The sequence below is a fragment of the Dyadobacter endophyticus genome, assembly GCF_014641595.1.
In the GTDB taxonomy this organism is placed as follows: Bacteria; Bacteroidota; Bacteroidia; order Cytophagales; family Spirosomataceae; genus Dyadobacter; species Dyadobacter endophyticus.
Genome location: NZ_BMIA01000005.1, coordinates 123037 through 144845, shown reverse-complemented (window position 1 = coordinate 144845; position 21809 = coordinate 123037). Strand labels below are relative to the sequence as shown.

Genomic DNA, 21809 nt, shown 5'->3' with positions numbered 1-21809 from the left:
GGCTCTTTGCTTTCCAAGCCGGGCTTTTCCAAGCGCGGTATTTTTAGTAATTTCCCCATTAATTTCGATAGCGCAGCTATTTAAAACCAGCAATGAAAGAAGAAAACAAGGAAAACGAACAACAGATCAATGTGGAACTGTCGGAAGAAATGGCAGAAGGTGTTTATTCCAACCTGGCGATGATCGCCCATTCCAACAGCGAATTCATTCTTGACTTCATCCGCCTCATGCCCGGCGTGCCGCGCGCGAAGGTGAAAGCCCGGATTATCGTAACCCCGGAGCATGCCAAACGCCTCGTAGCCGCATTGCGTGATAACATCCAGAAATACGAGGACCAATACGGCCCTATTCAAAATTCACAGGATAGCGAGCCTACATTCAACTTCCCGATCAGTTTTGGCGGTCCCGGCGGCGAGGCTTGATCATTTATTTTTGATGATTTTCCAGGACCGTTTACTGCCATTTTGAACGGTCCACAAAATATACGTTCCCGCGCTCAGCCTACTGATATCCCATTCGGTAAGCTTCCCACTAATTTGCATGGAATCCACGATAACACCTTTCGAGTCCGCAATGTGGTATTCGAATGGCTTGTTATTTTGGTTTTCAAATTCGAGTAAGATCTTACCCGCACTTGGATTCGGATAAACTTTCACCCCAGGCCACGATGGTTCGGCGACTCCTGTAATCAGATTAGCCTGAATCTGAATACTATTGCCCACATTCCGGCTGTAACAATGCTTGTCTCTCAAACCGCTGATGGTCAGGTTTTCGCCAAGATAATTATGCAGAACATACGGCCGGGAATAATTGGATAATTCCGTAGAAACTGAGTCGCCGTTCCAGATTGTGAACGCCCACGGTTTTTCTCCGGTCAATTGGATGTTAACCGTGGCGGTATCTACCAACGGTCTCAGGACCGACTGGGTCACGGACATCGTAAAAAGCGGCAAACCGTGAATTACCACGCGCAATGCATTGCTCGAATTGACCTCCGGCTCTGCGCTTTTTACGTGTATTTCGACCTCCGGCCCTGTGACTCCATCAGGAATAATGAAGCTTATTTTGTTGCTGCTGGCAAAGACGTTAGGCACCGATTCAGTGTCCCCGTTCGCTTTTTTCAACACAACGGTAAATGGCTTGGTGGCATTTACTTTCCCTCCGACATTCATTGTCACCGTAACGCTGTCATTCACACAATACTCTGCTTTATCGGTCTCAACCAGGTCGAGCTGTGTCGCGGTCAGCCGTGCCACGCCATACTGGCCTGTAAGCCAGATATGATCATTTTCGCCGGGAACAATGTTGGTGGCAATATTGCGAAAGGGAATATCCGACCCCACTTTTTTCCAAACAGAACCATCGTATTTAAACACGCGAGTTTGTTCCCCGTCCGACAGCACATAGAAATTCCCGGCACGATCGCTCGCGATGGCCTGGATGGTACCGCCTGAAAATGGGACATCCCATGGTCTTAGAATCGACCATTTTTGCTTATCCCAAAATGCAAGCCGATAGCCATTGAAACTCGGATCGTACTGCATGATCATCAGCTTTCCGTCCTTTCCGAGTACAAATTGTTCCATATTTGCCAACAATTCGGGGTGGGTGAAGGAATTGATCCGCGCTGTCTCAGCACCGGATGAGGGATCCGCCAATATGATCTCTCCGAGGCCGGTATTGCTGTAAACCAATATCCACATCTTACCGGCCGTAATCACAACTTTGCGGAAATTCCAGCCATAATCTACTGTTTTGAATGGAACAAGCGTACGATTTTCTTCCTTGTAAATGGTGTTACTATTCCAGTAAATCTTGTGTGATGGACTGAAATCCAGGAAATAATCGGAGGAATAGAACCGGTTTACCGATGCATTGCTATCGGGCGTGTCGTCGACGAGTTCAACCCTGCGAAAGTTGGAATTACTTTCCTGGCCTATGATATGCAGTTTGAGGCTGTCATCTGTCTGCATTGTAACGGCCGCAGATGTAAAGCCGATCAGGCCGTCGGTGTTTTTCCGGTTGAAGACTTTATAGGAAAGATCTTCATTGTTTAACCTGATATAACCATTGCTTTGGGATGTCAGCCATAAGTTTTCGGCTGTGGCGGCAATTCTCGGATAGGATTGATCGAAAACACCTGGGTCGAGGCTTGATAAAAATGTAAGATTGCCCGGTAAAGACTGGCTGCCGGTTTTAAAAGGGAACGTATAGTCTATGATTTTTTTAAGCGGGAAATTCGGACTACTCAGGTTCCATTCTTCAAGTCTGAAATATAGCTGACTGTTCGCGGGCAGATTTGACACAACATCGCTTACCGTTCCAAAATTCGAATACTCCTTCTTGACAATCGGATGGGTAAATGATTGATTATCGGCGATTGTGATATTCAGTTTTGAATACGGAATCATCGGAAAGTAGCAGAAAGGAAAAGAGGTAGGCATGTTTTCAGAAACCGGGACATACAGTTGATATCCGGGAGTAGGATTGACGGAGAAGAAGCCGGCATCGGACCACTTGCCTTTGTCCTGATCGTTGAATGCCCGGACGCGCCATCTGACAGTCATCGGATAATCGGGCGTATAATAAAAGGCCGAGGAGCTTGAAGTAGCGGAAAAGTATGGGTAATCGAATGAAACATCGTTGATACCGGCCGTTTGGATTTCGTAACCCGTAGCGCCGGAAACTTCTGAATAGGGTAACAGAAAAGGTCTGCCCTGTTGGGCGATCGGGGATGCTTCCGGTGCAGCAACGTCCGGAGGAGGAAGCTGTCCCGCACCTATTGTCATTTGAACAGGCTCCGACCATGCAGAACTTCCCAGTGTATTCAGGGATTTAATTTTAAGATAAATGGTAGCGCCCTGGGCAAAGTCTTTCACATGAAAACCGTTGAACGGAACGGAAACGGTTTTACTGCCGGTGAAGTCGGGATTGTCGGCATAACTGACTTCGTACGACAACGCATTGGTGATCACTGGCCAGATCAGAAAATCGCCTCTCGAAACCACCTTATTTGCACTCAATTTCGGTGCTTCCGGAGCGGAAGTGATTTTTGAAAACGCATTATCTGCATGATTCCGCATGATCGCCTGGGAAAGGGGGTGGAACGTGGGTTCCCAAATGCAGTAGCTCATCAGGGTGCCGGACCTGTCGGTAAGCACTTCAATCGCCTTGTCGTAACAACCACCCTCCGGACTTGAACAGAAGTCGATAGGACCTCCCGGCCAGTAACAGCTATGCGTATGGGGCGACGCGAAATTGTGCCCGAATTCATGCATCATCAATTGCGGCATCCCCAGCATTGAAACACTCGTAACACCTCCTATATAAGCTACCCCCGACGCATTGCCGGTAACCGGTTTGGTGTAGAAATAGGCGCGCTTGTCGAAGTTCGGCGCTGCGGGAGGAAGGTTGGTCAGAATGTCGAGCAGGGAAAAGATATTCTCGCTGGCTGCAAACGGATCAGTGTCGGGATTTTTGAATATCCGGATATTCGTCACGAGCATTCTGGTATTGATTTCCTTCTCGTACACTTCCGAGACCTTTTCAATGTCTTCCAATACTTTCCTAAAAATGACATTAGTGTCCTGCTCGAACTTGACAAAAGTCTTGTAATCCACTTCAATATGAATGCGGCAGATATTCATTTCCCCGGCGCCTACCCTGGCTTTTTGCTGTCGCATGATGGCAGGTAACCTTGCCATATTGCGGAGCACATCCTGCGGTATTGCATCGTCACTTGTCCCGCAACGCACCGGTTTTTGCTGAGCGATGGCACTGGAAAACGCAAGGAATGTGAGTATTGTAAGGTAGAAAAGGCGCATAGCGATGGAAGGGAGTTAACTAACATTATTCTAAGTAACCAAAAATGCGTTAGAATGAATGAATTTCGGTTTTTTGTATGGACACTGAAAGCTGTTCACGCCGTTGTATCCACCGGTTGAGAAAAGTAAACTTTTGAAATCGTATACTTCTAGTGGGATAATCCTGTGATAACAAGCAACTTTGCCACAATTTGACTAATTTAGGTATCTGCTGCCCTCACGCGATTATTTCTAAACTCAATTTATTCACCATGGCATTGTTCAAATTATCAATCAACAACCGTGCATACAGCGCAGATGTGGAGGGCGACACTCCGCTGCTGTGGGTATTGCGCGACAATCTGGGCCTTGTGGGTACCAAATACGGATGCGGGATCGCCCAATGCGGTGCCTGTACGGTTCACCTCGATGGCAAGGCGGTCCGTTCCTGTGTGTTACCGGTATCATCGGTAGGTAAGGCGAAAGTGACGACAATCGAGGGACTATCCGAAAAAGGCGACCACCCGGTTCAGAAAGCCTGGGACGAGGTGGATGTAGCGCAATGCGGCTATTGCCAGGCCGGCCAGATCATGACCGCCGCGGCGTTCCTCAAAGAAAAACCCAAACCGACCGAAGAAGAAATCGTCGGGGCGATGAGCGGCAACCTGTGCCGTTGCGGAACTTACCACCGCATACGCGAGGCAGTGAAAGTAGCAGCCACTAAAACCAACTGACCATGAGCACAATCAATCAAGCATCGCGTCGCGACTTCATGAAGATCGCGGCAGCGGCCGGTGGCGGTTTGTTCCTGGGTTTTAACTGGTCGGACTCGACGGCAGCACCAGTGGTGGTCGACGCTCAGCAGATCGCCGCGGGATCGGTGAAGTTCAATAGCTATTTGTCAATCAGTTCGGACAACAGCATTACCATCGTTTCTCCAAACCCGGAAATCGGGCAGGGTATTAAAACGGCATTTCCTATGGTGGTTGCCGAAGAGCTGGACGCCGACTGGAAACTCGTAAAAACGGTACAAGGCAAATTGGATAGCGCACAGTTTGAACGCCAGGTAACGGGCGGTAGCGGTGCCGTTCCGCATTCGTGGGAGCGCCTGCGCAAGGCGGGCGCGACGGCGCGTTTCCTGCTCGTGAATGCAGCAGCGGCCAAATGGGGTGTTCCGGCTTCGGAAATCACCACTGCGGATAGCAAGTTGCTTCACAAAGCATCGGGTAAGTCGGCTAGCTATGGCGAATTTGCGGAGGCAGCCGGCAAGCTAACCGCGCCAACGGACATTAAACTGAAAGACGAAAAGACATTCAGACTGATCGGCCAGTCGGTCAGGAATGTTGACAACAAGAATATCGCAACGGGCAAGCCGCTTTTTGGCCTTGATTTCTATCGCGAGGGAATGCTTTTCGCAATTATTCAGCGGCCAAAAGCCTTTGGGTTTAAATTAAAATCGGTGGACTCGGCGGCTGCGAAGGCAATGCCGGGTATTGTGGACGTGGTTACTTTCGAAAACAGTGTGGCGGTAGTCGGTAAATCGACCTGGCAATGCAAAAAAGCACGCGAGGTACTCAAAATCGAGTACGAAAAAGCAGCCGACCTCGAAAGCTCGGAAGACCACAACCGTATTTTCTCTAACCTGATGGATAATGGCGAAGCGACTGTCCGCCGTAAAAACGGAGATGTGGAAGCGGCATTCAAGAGCGCTGCCAAGGTTATCAAGGCAGAATACCAATGCCCGTTCCTGCCTCACAGCCCATTGGAGCCAATGAACTTCTTCGCGCACGTACGAGAGGACGGCGTGGAGCTTGTAGGCCCTACGCAGACACCCGACCGCGCACGCGGGGAAGCGGCCAAAATCACCGGCCTGCCTCCAGAAAAAATCACTGTCGAAATCACACGGCAGGGAGGCGGATTCGGTCGCCGGCTTTCGGCCGACTTTGCTATTGAAGCCGTGCACGTTTCTAAACTGGTAAAAGCACCTGTGAAGGTAATCTGGACGCGGGAAGACGACATGACCGGCGGTACTTACCGCCCCGCCGTTCGTTACCGTTTTGAGGCTGCATTGGATAAAAACAATGAACTGATCGGCTACAAGCTACGTGGTGTCGGCATTAACTCGGGTAATCCTACCCGGGAGGATAACTTCCCGTCGGGCTCTGTCGACAACCTGCTGATTGACTCCGTGGAGCATAAATCTGCGATCACGACCGGCCCGTGGCGCGCTCCTATTACCAACTTCCTGGCCTATGCCGAGCAGTCGTTTATTGATGAAGTGGCTGAGGCGGCTGGCAAAGACCCGGTGGAATTCAGGCTTGCACTTTTGGAAAAGGCTAAAAAATCACCGGCTGGTGAGGTAAAATATGATGTCGACCGGATGATCGCGGTGATCAAGCTGGCAGCGGAGAAAAGCAACTGGGGCAAAAAGAAAGGCGTTCATCAAGGCTTTTCCGTTTATTTCTCGCACAGGTCGTATGTGGCGCAGGTAGGGGAAGTGGTGGTTGAGAAAGGCAAGCCTGCATTGAAGAACATTATTGCGGCGGTCGATTGCGGTATTGTGATCAATAAAAGCGGCTCGTTGCAGCAGGTACGCGGCGGAGTGGTGGACGGAATCGGCCATGCGATGTACGGCAATATGACTTTCAAAGGAGGCACGCCGGACCAGAGCAACTTCAACGGCTTCCGGCTGATCCGTATGAACGAAATTCCCGAGGTGGATGTGCATTTTGTGGATAACGGTATATCGCCGACCGGCCTCGGAGAACCGGCATTGCCTCCTGCCGGAGGTGCGGTAGCCAATGCGTTCTACAAAGCCACCAAGCAACGGCTTCGGAATCAGCCTTTTATTAATGAAGAGGCATTTAAAGGGATTTCGTAAGTATTAAATATTGCAAATTGTAAGACAGTAAGGTGAAAATGTGATACCGCATTTTTATCTTACTGTTTTTATTTACGTTCTTCCTAAACCATTGAAATACAAATGAAAAAGATCGTTACGCTGTTTTCTGCTTTGCTATCCCTCGGTATAGCCGCATTTACGGTTGCCGACTTCCCCGAAACCGATATATCCAACGGGTTAATCAAAGCCAAGCTCTATCTGCCGGATGCGAATGAAGGCTATTACCGTGGTGTGCGATTCGATTGGGCGGGTGTGGTGCCCAGTTTGGAGTACAAGGGCCATACTTACTTCGGCGCATGGAACCAGGCACCTTATGACCCCAAATTGCACGACGCGATTATGGGGCCGGTGGAAGAGTTTACGCCATTGAATTTCGACGAGACCCAACCAGGGGAGCAATTCGTGAAGATCGGCGTAGGTGTTTTGACTAAGCCCGATGACAAAAAGTATTCGTTCGCGACGAATTATACGATTAAAAATCCTGGCAAATGGTCGGTAACGAAAGGCAAGGACCAGGTTGCTTTTGCCCATGAATTAAAAGATGAGACTGGTTATGGCTACAATTATCTCAAGACTTTAAAACTCGTAAAAGGCAAACCGCAGCTCGTTTTGGAACACACTTTAAAAAACACCGGCTCCAAACCCATTGTGGCAAGCACCTATAACCACAACTTTTTCATGATCGACAACGAGCCGTCGAACGAGAATATCCGCATTGTGTTCCCTTTTGAAGTGAAGGGTGAGGGCAAAGGTTTCGGGAGCATTATCAATGCAAATGGCAAAATGCTGAACTACTCGCGGGAGGTTGTCAGGGGCGACCAGGTTTTCAGCGCCGGTTTGCAGGGTTTCGGACCTACGGCGAAGGATTACGATATCCGCATTGAGAATACCAAAACGAAGGCAGGTGTGAGGATTACCTGCGATCAGCCGCTCGAAAAGCTGGTTTACTGGGCCTGCCCAACCACGTCCTGTCCAGAGCCTTACATTAGGATCGCCGCCCAGCCGGGGCAGGAGATCAAATGGAAGGTGACTTACGACTTTTACACCTTTTAACGTAGAGCGGCCGGATTTTTCTAAATTCGCACCGCATTTCAACAAACTAGTCAATGGGTTCGCATAAACACCTGGATAAAGCATCGGCTGCCGGCCTTTTAGTCGCATTAGGGATTATTTACGGAGATATCGGTACATCTCCCCTTTACGTAATGCAGGCCGTAATCGGTACCAATAAAATTACGAATGATGTAGTGTACGGTGCCGTGTCGTGTATATTCTGGACGCTTACGTTACAAACGACCATCAAGTATGTGATCCTGATTCTCAGGGCCGACAACAAGGGTGAAGGCGGGATCCTCGCGTTATTCGCCCTGGTACGGCGGCGGGCAGCGTGGCTGACGGTTCCAGCCATCATCGGCGCAAGTACCTTGCTGGCCGACGGGATCATCACTCCACCCATTTCGGTATCGTCGGCCGTGGAAGGCTTGCGTATACTTTATCCCGACATTCAGACGATACCGATCGTGATCGGCATTCTGACGCTGCTGTTCATCATTCAGGTATTTGGAACAACCATCGTAGGACGTGCATTTGGTCCCGTGATGATGATTTGGTTCGTGATGCTGGCCGTGTTGGGTGTTTCGCAAGTGATCGATCATCCCGAGATCATGAAATCGCTCAGTCCGGTTTATGCCTACCAACTGCTCGCGAACCATACTGGCGGTTTCTGGATGCTTGGCGCCGTTTTCCTTTGTACAACAGGCGCGGAGGCGTTGTATAGCGACCTCGGACACTGCGGACGGGGCAATATCCGAATCAGCTGGGTTTTTGTAAAAACCTGTTTGATCCTCAACTATTTCGGTCAGGGAGCATGGCTTATCGTACATTCAGGCGATCTGTTGAATGGGCGGAAGCCTTTTTATGAAATCATGCCCGACTGGTGGCTGTTACCCGGGATCGGTATCGCGACAATGGCTGCCATTATTGCCAGCCAGGCTTTGATAACCGGCTCCTTTACACTCATTTCGGAGGCTATCCGTCTTAATTTCTGGCCAAAAGTAAGACTCGTTTACCCGAGCGACAAGAAGGGCCAGCTATATGTGCCGAGCGTGAACTGGCTGCTTTGGGCAGGTTGTATCGGCATTGTATTGTATTTCAAGGAATCCTCGTATATGGAAGCCGCGTATGGGCTTGCGATCACCCTCACGATGATCATGACCACGATCCTAATGTCGGTGTACTTGTATGTAAAACGGGTAAGCAAATGGATGGTAGCCGTTTTTCTGGTCATTTACCTGGCCATTGAAGGTTCATTTCTCGCCGCCAACCTGTTGAAATTCACACATGGCGGCTGGGTATCGCTCGTACTGGCAACCGTCATTGGGATGGTGATTGCCGTTTGGCTGAAAGCGTACTATATCAAGCTGCGCCTGACGGAATTTGAAAGCCTGGAAAAATACATCGGTAAGCTGAAAGAACTGAGTAACGACATTAGCATACCTAAATATTCGACACACTTAATATTCATGTCGAATGCGGCGCGCGAGAGCGAGATCGAGACCAAAATCATTTATTCAATCTTCTATAAACGTCCGAAACGTGCTGATATTTACTGGTTTGTGCACGTGGAAACCACCGACGAACCTTACACAATGGACTACCATGTGAATATCCTGGCGGAGGACGATGTGATCAAAGTGACGTTCCGTCTCGGCTTCCGGATCGAGCAGCGCATTAACCTTTTCTTCCGTAAAGTGGTGGAAGATATGGTGCTCAACAAGGAGGTGGATATTACCAGCCGATACGAGTCATTGAGCCGGCAAAATATCACAGGTGACTTCCGTTTCATCGTACTCGAGCGTTATTTGGCACTGGAAAACAATCTGCCTTTCATGGAGGAGCTGATTATGAAAATATATTTCGGAATTAAAAGCACCACCACTTCGGAAGATAAATGGTTTGGGCTCGACAGCAGTTCGGTGAAGGTAGAGAAGGTGCCCCTGGTACTGACACCTAGCCAGAAAATCCGGATGAAAAGAGTATATAGTTAGGAAATTGAATGCGAAGTATTTCAAAATAAAAGTTTCATTCCAAAACCATCACTTACCCAACGGTTTATCGCCCATTTTGGGTAGATCGGTACGCATTTTGGGGATGGGCCGTAGCCGGGCAGCTGGCTGGCTTCTGGAACGCTTTTAGTGCAAGCAGGCACCTAAGTTATGGGTAACTTTTGTTCACTAAACCAGAATGAACGATGAAATATCTTGCATGCATATTCACAATGCTACTCGGGATTACCGGAGCATTTGCACAGAACCCGGCTACACCCGCGCCACAGCCAGTACCGCAAACAAGTCCTGCCCCAACGACAGCACCTGAAACGAAGCCTGAATTCAATTCGCCACAATCCCCAGCCCGGCCAGCCCAGGTGCCATCCGAAGATACGCTTATCAAAGGACAAAAAAGTTCGGGAGCGGTCATACGAGACACGCTGATGCCCGCTGACAATAAGCGAAAAGACCGCTCGGAACGCCGTAAGAACCGCAAAGGAACCGTAGAAACCGGTGATACTACCTCACCGCAGCCTCAAACCGACCCAGCCAGAAAGCCCTGACACCAGGTGACATTACGTAAAAAAGCCCGGAACCATTTCCGGGCTTTTTTACGTAATGTCGGGAAGAGAGAAACGACTTCTCGGGATTAAAGTGTTTGGTTTAGAGAAGGATAGGCGTGGATCTCGGCCTGGCGGTAGGTGGCCGGTTCCAGGTCGTCTTCCCAAAATGGCTGTGTGACCACGGCTTTGTTCTTATTAACCCAGGTACACCAAACCTTTCCACTGAAAATCCGCCGGGTGAGAGGAAGAGAAGTCGATCCGTTCTGACTGGCAGTGGTTTCGACGACCTGATATTCGTCAACCTGCATCAGCTGGCTCCCGCCTTTTTCTTTCACCCAATCGTCTTTCATGAACTTAAAAGTATCCATCGGTCTTGTGGTTGAATTTATGCTGAGGTATGACAATCAAATCCTGTGCCACAAATTATACATTTTCAAGAGCCAATGAGTTAGATGCCCCCTGCCGAATTAAGGAGTAGAATTATTTTAACAAAACTACGACAAGTTCAGGATAGCCGGAATTTCCAGTCACTCACCCGCATGGTACGCTTGCTGGATATATATGGGTGGAGCCGTCGCCGAATGTTTATTTAGGATTTAATAGACATTCTCGAACATGAGGGACTTCATTAGGTTAGGGCTATTTGCCTTTGTTTTGCTGATTGGCCATCACTTGCAGGCTCAATGGGGCGCTCCGTATTCAAACAGCTGGATTAACTACGGCAAGCCTTATGTAAGAATAGGCATCCAGAAAAAGGGGCTGCACAGGGTTTCGTTCTCATCTCTGCCCAAAGGGTTTCCAACCGGTTCGCCGGAGAAATTTCAATTGTGGCGACGCGGCAAAGAAGTGTCCATTGTCAGCACGGCCAATCAGGAAATTGTTTTTTATGCGGTTCCGAACGATGGCGCGAGCGATTCGCTGTTATACCGGCCCATGAGTGCTCGCATGAATCCCTATTATAGTTTTTACTCGGACGAAGGCGCTTATTTTCTGACGGTTGGAGACAAGCCGGGAGCCAGAGCACGGACGGCCGATCAGCTTAATGGTGCTTCGGCGCCGGTTGTAACGCATCACCATGAGCTGTTCACCAAGATTTTTCAGCAGGATTATTCCCTGGGGACCAACTATCCGATCAACCCCGGCTTTTTCAACAGCTATTTCGAGCTGGGGGCAAGTAGGACAGGACAAGTGTATTCGGAAGGGAAGGAAGCAATAATCGATTATAAATTAAACGATTTTGCCAATAATGCAGGTAATCCGCGAATCAAGCTGCTGCTGCACGGGCGTAGCAAGAATAGCAGGAAGTTTGAATTTCACATTGGCAGAAACAAGAACGCGTTGCGGCTGGTGAACGCGCTGGACAATGCCGGTTTTGCAGGAATAGAATATGCGTTTGAAATCAAGCCGGAGGATATGGATCCGGAGAAGAAAGGTATGCTTGCGATCCGATCCGTAAGCGGCGATCATCTGGAGCGGTTCTCAATCGCCTATTATTCCATCGAATATCCTCAAACGCTCAAAATCGGAAGCCAGCCGGATAAGGAGTTCAGACTGGCCCCGGTTTCGGATAAGTGGAGCAGCATACCGGTTAAAGGTGTTCCCGTTCAATTTACTTTTATCGATATTTCGAATGCCGACAGCCCGGTGTTATTGAAAAGGGCCGGAGACAATCTGATGATACCGCGGCAGCCAAACAGGAGCTTGGTTTTGCTTGCCACCGACGAAATAACCGATATTAATGCTTCGAAAATCAGGGAGGTGCGTTTTGAAAAATACGATCCGAAGTCGGCCAACTATATTATCATCACAACAGCAGCACTGCGCGAAGGTGCGGCGAGCTACGCCGATTACCGGGCATCATCGGCCGGGGGAAATTTCAAGTCGGCGATTTTTGAAATTCAGGACCTATATGATCAATTCAACTACGGCGAACCCAGCCCGGTCGCCATTAAGAAATTCATGTCCTATATGCTTTCCGATGGGATCAAAGACAAATATTTGTTCCTGATCGGAAAATCCATTACCCAAAACGAGCGAATGGTCAGGGAACTGCCCGGCGAAGTCCCGACGATCGGCTTTCCCGGTTCCGACGCTTTGCTCGTGGAGGGTATAGCCGGCGGTGCGGTTAATACGCCGGTTATACCGGTCGGCAGATTGTCGGCAGTGATAAACCAGAATATCGCCGATTATCTTCAAAAAGTAAAGGCTTACGAAGCAACCGGGCCCGAAGAATCGGGTTGGCGGAAGAAGGTTCTTCATCTGAGTGGCGGCAAGACTACCAGTGAAATTGTACAGCTCCGGGATTATCTACGTGCATTGGAGCCGATGGTCCAGAAGGGAATTGTAGGGGGCACCGTGAAATCTTATGTAAAACACCAGCCTACTCAGGAAGTGGAAACCGTCGATATCGCCGCAGACGTGAACGAAGGCGTTGGGATGATCACTTTCTTCGGGCATGGTTCGCCAATTATAACCGATCCGAATATAGGTCACGTCAGGGACGCGACAAGGGGTTATCACAACCTGAATAAATACCCCATCATGTATTTTAACGGTTGTGGCGTTGGGAATGTATTCTGTAACCGGTTTAACCCGACTCCCGCCAATCCGAAATCAAGTGACAGAATCACGCTCACCCTCGACTGGCTCGTAGCGCCGGACCGGGGTGCAATTGCCGTTATTGCAAGCTCTTTCGAAAGCTTTGTGAGTCCTGGTATTGCTTATCTGCATTCGCTGTATCATCACATGTTCGAAAATCCCGCCACGGCCAGCCTGCCGATCGGCAAGATCCAGTTGGCCGTGGCCAACGACATATTATCCAAATACAAAGACCAGTACAATATCGCCTATGTGCATCAATCTCTGTTGCAAGGCGATCCGGCGTTGCGGCTATTCACCGCCGCGGAGCCCGACTATGCGGTGCAATCCGAGGAAGGTATTACATTGCTTTCCGACTCTGGAAACAAGACGATCGGTGAGTCGGATTCGCTCAGGGTTAGCATTGCCCTGACGAATCTCGGCAGGTTTGCAGCAGGGCAAACTGTGCCGCTGGAGGTTGTTTGTTCAGGAACCAAAGCGACATTTTCCCGGAAGGTCGAGGTTAAATCTTTTGCGGCCCGGCACGTTTTACAAATATCTTTCCCGAATCGAAAGGACGTAAAATATATCAAAGTGCAGATCGACCCCGGTCAGACTTTGAAGGAACTCACGCGCGACAATAATGTTTCGGAACTACACATTGACTGGGAATTCGTGAAGAACATTTCGCTATTTTCCAACAAGGCGGTGAAAGACTATATCCCGCCACTACTGTCGGTAAAGGTGAACGACCAGCCACTCAAACAAGGCGAACCCGTATGGCCGGAGCCGGGGATAAGCATTACACTCTCCGACGACCGGCAACTTGCTTCCGACACGGCGCTGGTCGATCTTTTTATAAAATCCTGTACAACTGACGCATGCGAATTCGAACGGGTAAGTTACAAAGGCAGCAATGCAACGTTAATTGCATCCGGCCGGGAGTTGAAGTGCGTCTATCCGACTCAATTAGGGCCAGGCGTTTACGAAATGCTCGTGAATGCAAAAGACCTTGCAGGAAATGCCGTCGTGCAACCGTACAGAATGCGTTTTGAAATTGCTAAGCCGGAAGAAATGCGATACAGCCTGGTCGTGAGCCCTAACCCTGCTACTTCCTATTTGCGATTTGAGTTAAAAACCACGAAATCGCTGCCCATTAAGGAGGTTCGTTACCTTATTTATGATCAGCGGGGAATTGAGCTGGACGATAAGACTTTGACGATCTCAGGTGGGGCATCGACCACCGAATGGTACTGGCAGAGGCGCGAACTTAGTGCAGGAGTTTATACTTACAAGGTTTGCCTGATAGGTGAAAAAGCCAAAATACTTGGCGTAGAGACCGGCAGGGTGGTATTTGTGCCCTGAAATTGAAACAGCCACTGATAGGTTACCCCGGAGATTTTACCTGGTGATCAGCATCCGCTGGGTCACTGTTGAATTGTCGGTCCTGGTAACTTTTACCGTATAAATGCCGGGCGTCAACTTTTTGGCGTCTATGTAACCCTTGAAAATGTCCAAATCTTTTGCGGCAATCTGCCCAAGGCTGTTTATTAAGCTGATAACCAGTACATGTTTTTCATCAAAATAAATGTTTCCGGCACTGGGGTTGGGGTAAAAAAACAAATTGTCCTGACCACTGAATAAGACATGCTCAATGCGACTGTATGCATGGCTGCCATCGTAATCTACCATTTTGAGCCGGTAATACATTTCAATTTGATCTGCACCGGTACCTGGCAGCATATCTGTGAAGGAATAAGTCTGTGATGTGAAATTTTCCGAATTAGACAAGACTTGTCCAATAGTCGCCCACGTACGCGAATCGTTACTTCTTTGAATTTCAAAATGATCATTGTTGATCTCGCTTGACGTGGTCCAGGTCAACCGAGCCTGGTTTTCAACCCGGGTAGCCTTAAATGTGCTGAGTATCACGGGAAGAGGATCCGTGGGCCCGAAAAGATAGGCGGCTCCGGCGTTAAACAAAACACTGGGCTGAAGTTGGTCCTCATAGGGGGCACCAGCAAGTACATAATTGCCGCTAATAGCGATTGGCGAGCCGAAATTATTAATCGAGCCGCGAACAGACGCAACTAATTTCTGCACGACGCCCCAATTATTGGCTCCGCCAATATCTTTTTTGAAAATATATGCAGCTCCTGCATCAAATACATTATTATTGTTGAGAGCGTCTTTATCGTCACCAATTGCGCCAACGATTACCTGCTCGCCATCAATTGCAACCGAGGCACCAAAGTTGTCGCCGGTAGTGCGTGTACTGGAAGTTATCTTTTTGACTTGCCCCCAATTATCGGCACCTCCTTCATTCCGATACAGAATATACGCCGAGCCTGCGCTCTCAATAGTGTTAGTTTCTGAGGCATCTTCATCTTCACCGGGTGCGGCTACGACGGCAATGTCGCCACTAACCGCCACAGACGTACCAAAGCGATCGCTCGCTGCCCTGGAATTGGAAGTGATTTTTTTTATAAGGCCCCAGTTGTCTGCTCCCCCCTGATCTTTGGCGAAAACATATGCAGACCCGGAGCCGTTCAGCGTATTGGTTTCCTGGGCATCTTCACTTTCGTTGTACGCACCTGCGATTATGGTGTTCCCGCTTATTGATACCGACCACCCGAAAAAATCAGTGATGGCTCTTACGGGTGCCGTAATTTTTTTAATCTGTCCCCAGCCATCCGGCCCTCCCTGATCCTTTTTAAAGATGTAAGCGGAGCCAGCAGAAAATAAAGCATTGGATTCTGTGGCATCAAAACGATCCAGCGCTGAACCAACAACTATATAGTCGTCGGTCATGGAAACCGAATTGCCGAATTCAGCTTGCGATGAGCGGGTACTGGCTGTGATCTTTTTGAGAAATCCCCAGTTATTCGGCCCTCCCTGATCTTTTTTAAATACGTATGCTGAACCGGCATTATCGACCGTGTTTGCCTCGTTCTCGTCCAGGTCATTTCCTCTCGCGCCGACGACGGCGTAATCTCCATTGATGGAAACCGATATTCCGAAATAGTCGAAAATGGCGCCCGTCGGAGGGGTGATTTTTTTCACCTGTGCCCAAACGCCTGCGTTGTTGTAGAAAATATGGGCAGCACCCACGCTACCTTCGCTACTGCTGCCGACAATGGCATAGTTACCGGATATGGCGACCGAACTGCCGTAGAAACAGAATTCGCTAGCGGAGGGTGAGCCGTCCGTGTTCGTTGCAGTTAGTCTGCTGATTTCTGAGAGGTCTTGTGCAGAAACCATGGGTATTTGGCATACTAACAGGAGTAAAAGAAGAATTAACTCAGCGATGTAGAGAAGGATTTTCATAAGATACAGGGTTGAAGTTCAAAAACCAGCTTTGAAAACAGACCATATCCGATGAGTAAAATCTACAATAAGTTATATTTTTTATCTGATAATAACTAGTCCTTGCGGGGGTAAATCTGGAAATTGATTGAATAGTTTGTCGGATAGGGGGAAGGGGTGTTTTCCTCTTGGCTATGATGATGAGGGCCAATTGCATATATTTAATGCCCTACAAAAACGCCGGACGATGGATGCAAAAGAAATTTTGAAACAACATATTGCTAAAACCGCCGCACTGACCGATGAGCAGTTCGATTACGTATTTTCACACTTCAAACCCCGGTCTTACAAGAAAGGGCAAGTGGTGATTTCGGAGGGAAGTCGTGTAGATCACGAATATTTCGTGGTTTCCGGCTGTCTAAAGGCTTTTTTTGTCAACGACGAAATCAAAATGTATATCCTGCAATTTGCCATGCCTACCTGGTGGTCGTCGGATTATGGCGCTTTGTACAACCAGACGCAGGCGACCATTAATATTGATTGCATTACTGACGCGGAAGTTCTCTGCCTTTCCAACGACGACCGTGAAAAGATATGCAGTGAGCTGCACCCGGTTGAGCACTTTTTTCGCTGGCGTACCAACAGGGGATACCTCGCATCTCAAAAAAGGCTGTTATCATTTATGAACAACGATACAAGGGCCCGTTACGAAGAACTGCTGGCACTTTATCCACAACTCTACAACCTGGTCCCGAAACATCTGATCGCCGCCTACCTTGGCGTTTCCCGCGAGACGCTCAGCAGGCTTTACAATACACATAAGTAGCTCCCTTTCGAAAGTGATTTACATCACGTAACGCCTTGCGGATTCCTGCGGTCCTTTGTGCTATCAAATTATTAACTGATAACATAAAAGAAAATGGAAACTAAAAGATTTGAAGTCGAGAGTTCAGAAAGCAACATCGACTGGACAGGCAAAAAAGTCACAGGAGCGCATAATGGCACTATTGATATCAAAACGGGGGAATTAACGGTGCAAGATGGGAATCTGAGCGGCGGGAATTTCATTATTGACACTACATCTATTAAGATCCTGGACATCACCGATCCGGATACCAATCAGCAGTTTGCGGGCCACCTGTTTTCGGCGGATTTTTTCTCAACCGAAAATTTTCCCGAGGCCTCATTCGTCATTACCACCACAGATCACCTGGAAAGCGACAGCTATCTGATCAACGGCGATCTGACCATTAAAGGGATCACCCACGGGGTTACTTTCGGGGCTCAGGTAGCTATTTCAGGCAATAAGATCACCGCTTCGGGCAAGGTCGTCGTCGATCGTACCCGCTACGAAATGAAGTTCCGTTCAGGTAATTTCTTCACCAACCTGGGCGATACGCTTATCTACAATGAGTTTGAGCTCGATGTACAGCTCACAGCATTTGCATCTCTTTAAAAACCACCGGGTATGCGCCGGATCATGATACCGGCGCATACCCGCTAAAACGGGAAACACAATGGACACTTACACAGATCGTGCAGCCGATATTACTGCGGTATTATCGGATTATTTTAACGGGGTTTTTAAAGGGGATACGGACTTGCTCCGCAGCGCATTCCATCCACAGGCATTGGTGGCGGGCGATGTGAACGGACAGGCATACTTCAAAACACTGGACCAATACCTTGACGGCGTCAGAAACAGAAAAAGCCCCTTTGAGCTGGGCGAAAGTTTTCGGATGGAAATTATATCCATTGAAATCATTAACCAGATCGCCGTCGCGAAGGTCCGTCTGCCGATGTTCGAGTTTAATTATCACGACCTGTTGTCGCTAACCAAAGTCGATTATAAATGGTTGATTGTAAACAAGTTATTGACCAATGTGGCGATGGTGTAATCCTACAATAGCTCAACGATGGTGCATGAAAAAGCCCGGTCTTTCGACCGGGCTTTTTCATGCCTGGCGAGTTTCGCCTCCTGGAAAGGTGCGACGTCACGGGTTGCATTTAACAGGAAGAGAAGCGAACGTATAGCGTTTTGGGGTATTTGTAAATAACCACATGAACTACTTGTTGTTTTGCAAATTATTGTCATTGAAGTTAGATTTTAATTATAAAAAATATTAACCAATCTTCAATTATTAAAAAATATTACTAATATTGTCCCATATTTAGTTTAGCGCTGCAACTTGGTCGGCAGGCTAGTATCCATCTATCTCTTAACTAAAATTACTCTATGCGAAAACTTCTACTGGGGCTTATTGCCGTTCTGGCAATAAGCGGTTCGGCGGTTGCACAAACAATCACCGGGAAAATTACGGGCAAGTCCGATGGCCAGCCTCTGGCTGGAGTCTCTGTCCTTGTAAAGGGCACAACGACCGGAACCACCACTGATGCGAGCGGGAGGTTCAGCGTCAACGCGACGGCTGGTAAGTCATTGATTGCTTCATTTATAGGTTTTAGAACCGCCGATGTGTTAATCGACAGCAGGACATTCTATGAAATTGCCCTTGAAGACGACGCGACCTCCCTGGGCGAAGTGGTTGTAACGGCTTTGGGTATAAAGCAGGATAAGCGATCGATCGGGTATGCTGTCCAGCAGGTGAAGGGAAGCGATGTTACCGTTGCCGCCCCGGTGGACATCGCCCAGGGATTAATGGGAAAGGTTGCCGGTCTGAACATCTCGACAGGGAATGGGATCGGAAATGCCTCATCTAAAATCGTAATCAGAGGAAACAACAGCCTCACGGGCAACAATCAACCGCTGATTGTAATTGATGGCGCGATCGTCGACAACAACCCCACGGCTCAATCCAGGATTACAGGCACCGATGCTTCCGTAACCCAGGACTGGGGTAATTACCTGAGCTTCCTCAATATGGACAACGTAGAAAGTGTCTCTGTTTTAAAGGGACCCAGCGCAGCTGCCTTGTATGGCGCAAGAGGCGCTAACGGTGTATTGCTCATAACCAGCAAGAAGGGAATGGTACAAAAAGGTCTTGGCCTGAGCTATAATTTCTCGACCAATTTTTCCAATGTTTACCGGTTTACAGATGTTCAAAACGAGTACGGAGGAGGATTTGCCGCAGGATTATGGACAGCCAACCCGGAATTGCCCAAAACCAGTACAGGCGAATACTACCTGCCTACCTTATATGGGGGATCAAGTTATGGCGCAGGCGGAACAGGAATAAGTGCTTCGCATGGTACTATTCCCGGCGGGTTTTATACAGCGGATATTTTTAGCTGGTTTGGTGCGAGTGCTTCCTGGGGGCCCAAATTGAATGGACAGATGGTACGCTGGTGGGATGGAGAGTTGAGACCATATTCGCCTCAACCGGACAATAGGAAGGCATACTACCGACAGGGTAATGAAACTTCGCATAACGTCTCATTTTCAGCAGGCAATGATTTTGGAACGGTACGTCTCGCATTAAGCCGCACGGATGCCAAGGCTGTGGTGCCCAACACCGGCAACAACAATACGAACTTGTCATTGGGGTCGAGTCTCAAAATTTCCAAGATGTTGAGCGCCGACGTAAATATTGGATACAACCAGAGCTTCCGCCTCAATGCACCTGAGATCGGGAATAATAATTCCTGGTCTAAGTTTTCCGTTTACGGCATGTCCAGGGAATATAAGCCGCTTGAAGAGCAATACTATAAAAACCCTGATGGCTCCAAACGTGACTTTGGCAGCACCTACCCTCACCAGGAATACGGGAAGGATCTCTACTGGCGGTTTTTTGAACAGAATAGCCGCCTAAACAGGGATGAGTTGCTGTCGACCATTAAGTTAAACGCGGAAATTACGCCATGGCTAAATGCCTTTGTCAGAACCTCAGCCAATCTGATTGCCGCTAAATTCGAAACAATCAATAATACCTCGAACGTCGACAAATTATCCGGAGGGATGTATCAGAAAGATCTGGACAAAACCAAAATTTTCAATACAGATTTGATGGTTACCGCTCATAAGGATAATTTTTTTATTGAGGGTTTTAATGCCAGCGCTTCTGCAATGCTCAATGCCTACTCCAACAAGTCTACGGGAATGAGTGGAAAAAATGCAGGGAAGTTTCTGGTGCCCGGTATTTATTCATTAAACAACATCATAGCCGCCGACAGGTCAAATACCGATAAGTTCTCCATTGGGGAAAGAAGGTATGAAGTGGAATCACGATCTGTGCTGGGCATATTGAACCTGAGCTATCGGGACTACTTGTTTTTGGAGGTTACGGGCAGAAACGATGTAAACTCAACATTGACACCGGGTAAAAACTCAACTTTTTATCCTTCGGCAAGTCTTGGATTTGTCTTTTCCGATGCGTTCAATCTCGGTAAAGCAAGCAATGTGCTTTCTTATGGTAAACTCCGGCTGGCCTACGGAAAGAGCGCCAATGCGAGTGATCCTTATAAACTCGGACTTACTTATGATGTAGGCTCGTTCGGCGGTCAGAATATCAATTCGATCCCTTCGACACTAAGCCCTGCCGAACTTGGCTTCCAGACTTCCAGTTCTGTGGAAATCGGCACGAACCTGGGCCTTTTCAATGACAGGTTGAATCTTGATGTTACTTACTACAATATCGTTTCGAAAAACCAGATATTGTCCGCGGACATCGCTCCGTCTTCAGGCGCTAGTGTTGTTACATTCAATTCGGGCGAACTGAGAAACAGAGGGTTCGAGTTTATCGTAAATGCATCGATCATCAAGACGGCCGACTTTGGCTGGAACCTTACGCTCAACGGGGCAAAGAATGATAACCTTGTTGTTTCGCTGGCACCAGGTGTGAGAGAACTGCGGATTGCTGACGTATTTGGCAACCTGGGTGCGTTTATGAAAGTAACACCCGGCGATAAATACGGAACCATCTACGGAACTGATTTTGTAAGGGACGAAAAGGGGAACAAGTTATTATACAATATCAAAGACGCTGCTGGCAAGGTATACGGCACTAAATACAAGACAACCAATGAACCTGTGGCCATAGGCAATGCAGCACCGAAGCTTACAGGAGGTATCGGAAATTCATTCAGATATAAGAATTTCGCCCTTTACGGACTGGTTGATTTCAAATTGGGAGGTGACATTTATTCAGTCGATCACTCCACAGCTATGGGAAGCGGCCTTGCTCCTGAAACACTGGTAGAAAGAAATGGCGGCGGGTTGCCATACACGTTTCCTGACGGGACAACGGCCAACGTAGGGGTGATCATGGACGGTTATAACGTTGATGATGAAAGGATAAATGACCGGGTCGTAAATCCTATCTATAAATATGCAGGCTCTTATGCGGGGTGGACACACCTTAATGTGCCGAGAAGCTTGTCTGTCTTTGAAAATAGCTGGGCTAAACTTCGTGAAGTCACTTTGTCCTACAAGGTGCCCGAAGGCGTACTGGCCAGAACGAAAGTCTTCCAAAACCTGTCTGTCTCGCTGATCGGAAGAAATCTCTTCTACCTCTATTCCAGTTTGCCCATGCATCTGAACCCCGAAGCTGTTAACGGGATTGGAAATGGGCAGGGTTTGCAGTGGTCGGGCATGCCAAGCATCAGATCATTCGGAGTAAGCCTGAAAGCGCAGTTTTAACCATTAATTTTCTGTAAA

The 21809-nt window shown here is 48.4% G+C and carries 14 protein-coding genes; 11 read left to right on the top strand and 3 right to left on the bottom strand.

What is annotated here, in order from left to right; all coding sequences use genetic code 11:
• Positions 1–92 precede the first annotated feature (92 nt).
• On the top strand, positions 93–422 hold the full coding sequence (locus IEY24_RS27500; RefSeq protein WP_041736494.1) for a DUF3467 domain-containing protein: 330 nt from the start codon (positions 93–95) through the stop codon (positions 420–422).
• Here the strand turns inward: IEY24_RS27500 and IEY24_RS27495 are convergent, their stop codons facing one another.
• Positions 423–3824, bottom strand: a complete 3402-nt coding sequence (locus IEY24_RS27495) for a M12 family metallo-peptidase (protein ID WP_188938516.1) — start codon at positions 3822–3824, stop codon at positions 423–425.
• A 251-nt stretch (positions 3825–4075) separates the two neighbouring features.
• Here IEY24_RS27495 and IEY24_RS27490 point away from each other — a divergent pair, with 251 nt between their 5' ends.
• The 5 genes from IEY24_RS27490 (at position 4076) to IEY24_RS27470 (ending at position 10315) form a co-directional block, all read left to right on the top strand.
• On the top strand, positions 4076–4537 hold the full coding sequence (locus IEY24_RS27490; RefSeq protein WP_188938515.1) for a (2Fe-2S)-binding protein: 462 nt from the start codon (positions 4076–4078) through the stop codon (positions 4535–4537).
• A gap of 2 nt (positions 4538–4539) precedes the next feature.
• Positions 4540–6684: a xanthine dehydrogenase family protein molybdopterin-binding subunit gene (locus IEY24_RS27485; RefSeq protein ID WP_188938514.1), complete on the top strand. Its 2145-nt coding sequence runs from the start codon at positions 4540–4542 to the stop codon at positions 6682–6684.
• A gap of 102 nt (positions 6685–6786) precedes the next feature.
• A complete protein-coding gene (locus IEY24_RS27480; RefSeq protein WP_188938513.1) occupies positions 6787–7758 on the top strand; it encodes a hypothetical protein in 972 nt (323 codons plus the stop codon).
• A gap of 53 nt (positions 7759–7811) precedes the next feature.
• Complete coding sequence (locus IEY24_RS27475) at positions 7812–9752, top strand: KUP/HAK/KT family potassium transporter (protein ID WP_188938512.1); 1941 nt, start codon at positions 7812–7814, stop codon at positions 9750–9752.
• Positions 9753–9955: 203 nt separating this feature from the next.
• A complete protein-coding gene (locus IEY24_RS27470; RefSeq protein ID WP_188938511.1) occupies positions 9956–10315 on the top strand; it encodes a hypothetical protein in 360 nt (119 codons plus the stop codon).
• A gap of 86 nt (positions 10316–10401) precedes the next feature.
• On the opposite strand, the gene IEY24_RS27465 is transcribed toward IEY24_RS27470, so the two are convergent.
• Positions 10402–10683, bottom strand: coding sequence for a hypothetical protein (locus IEY24_RS27465; protein WP_229223285.1), 282 nt, complete (start codon positions 10681–10683; stop codon positions 10402–10404).
• A gap of 247 nt (positions 10684–10930) precedes the next feature.
• On the opposite strand from IEY24_RS27465, the gene porU2 reads away from it, so the two are divergent.
• The gene (porU2, locus tag IEY24_RS27460) at positions 10931–14257 is read left to right on the top strand and encodes a putative type IX secretion system sortase PorU2 (protein ID WP_188938510.1); all 3327 of its coding nucleotides are present in this window, start codon (positions 10931–10933) and stop codon (positions 14255–14257) included.
• A gap of 36 nt (positions 14258–14293) precedes the next feature.
• Here the strand turns inward: porU2 and IEY24_RS27455 are convergent, their stop codons facing one another.
• A complete protein-coding gene (locus IEY24_RS27455) occupies positions 14294–16219 on the bottom strand; it encodes a T9SS type A sorting domain-containing protein (protein ID WP_188938509.1) in 1926 nt (641 codons plus the stop codon).
• Positions 16220–16445: 226 nt separating this feature from the next.
• Between IEY24_RS27455 and IEY24_RS27450 the strand changes: the two genes are divergently transcribed.
• The 4 genes from IEY24_RS27450 to IEY24_RS27435 all read left to right on the top strand — a co-directional run bounded on the left by IEY24_RS27450 (position 16446) and on the right by IEY24_RS27435 (position 21791).
• Entirely contained in the window at positions 16446–17024 is a 579-nt protein-coding gene (locus IEY24_RS27450; RefSeq protein ID WP_188938508.1) for a Crp/Fnr family transcriptional regulator, read from the top strand.
• 93 nt (positions 17025–17117) lie between these two features.
• Positions 17118–17654: a YceI family protein gene (locus IEY24_RS27445; RefSeq protein ID WP_188938507.1), complete on the top strand. Its 537-nt coding sequence runs from the start codon at positions 17118–17120 to the stop codon at positions 17652–17654.
• 61 nt (positions 17655–17715) lie between these two features.
• A complete protein-coding gene (locus IEY24_RS27440) occupies positions 17716–18096 on the top strand; it encodes a nuclear transport factor 2 family protein (protein WP_188938506.1) in 381 nt (126 codons plus the stop codon).
• Between the two features lie 338 nt (positions 18097–18434).
• Positions 18435–21791, top strand: coding sequence for a SusC/RagA family TonB-linked outer membrane protein (locus tag IEY24_RS27435; protein ID WP_188938505.1), 3357 nt, complete (start codon positions 18435–18437; stop codon positions 21789–21791).
• Positions 21792–21809 lie beyond the last annotated feature (18 nt).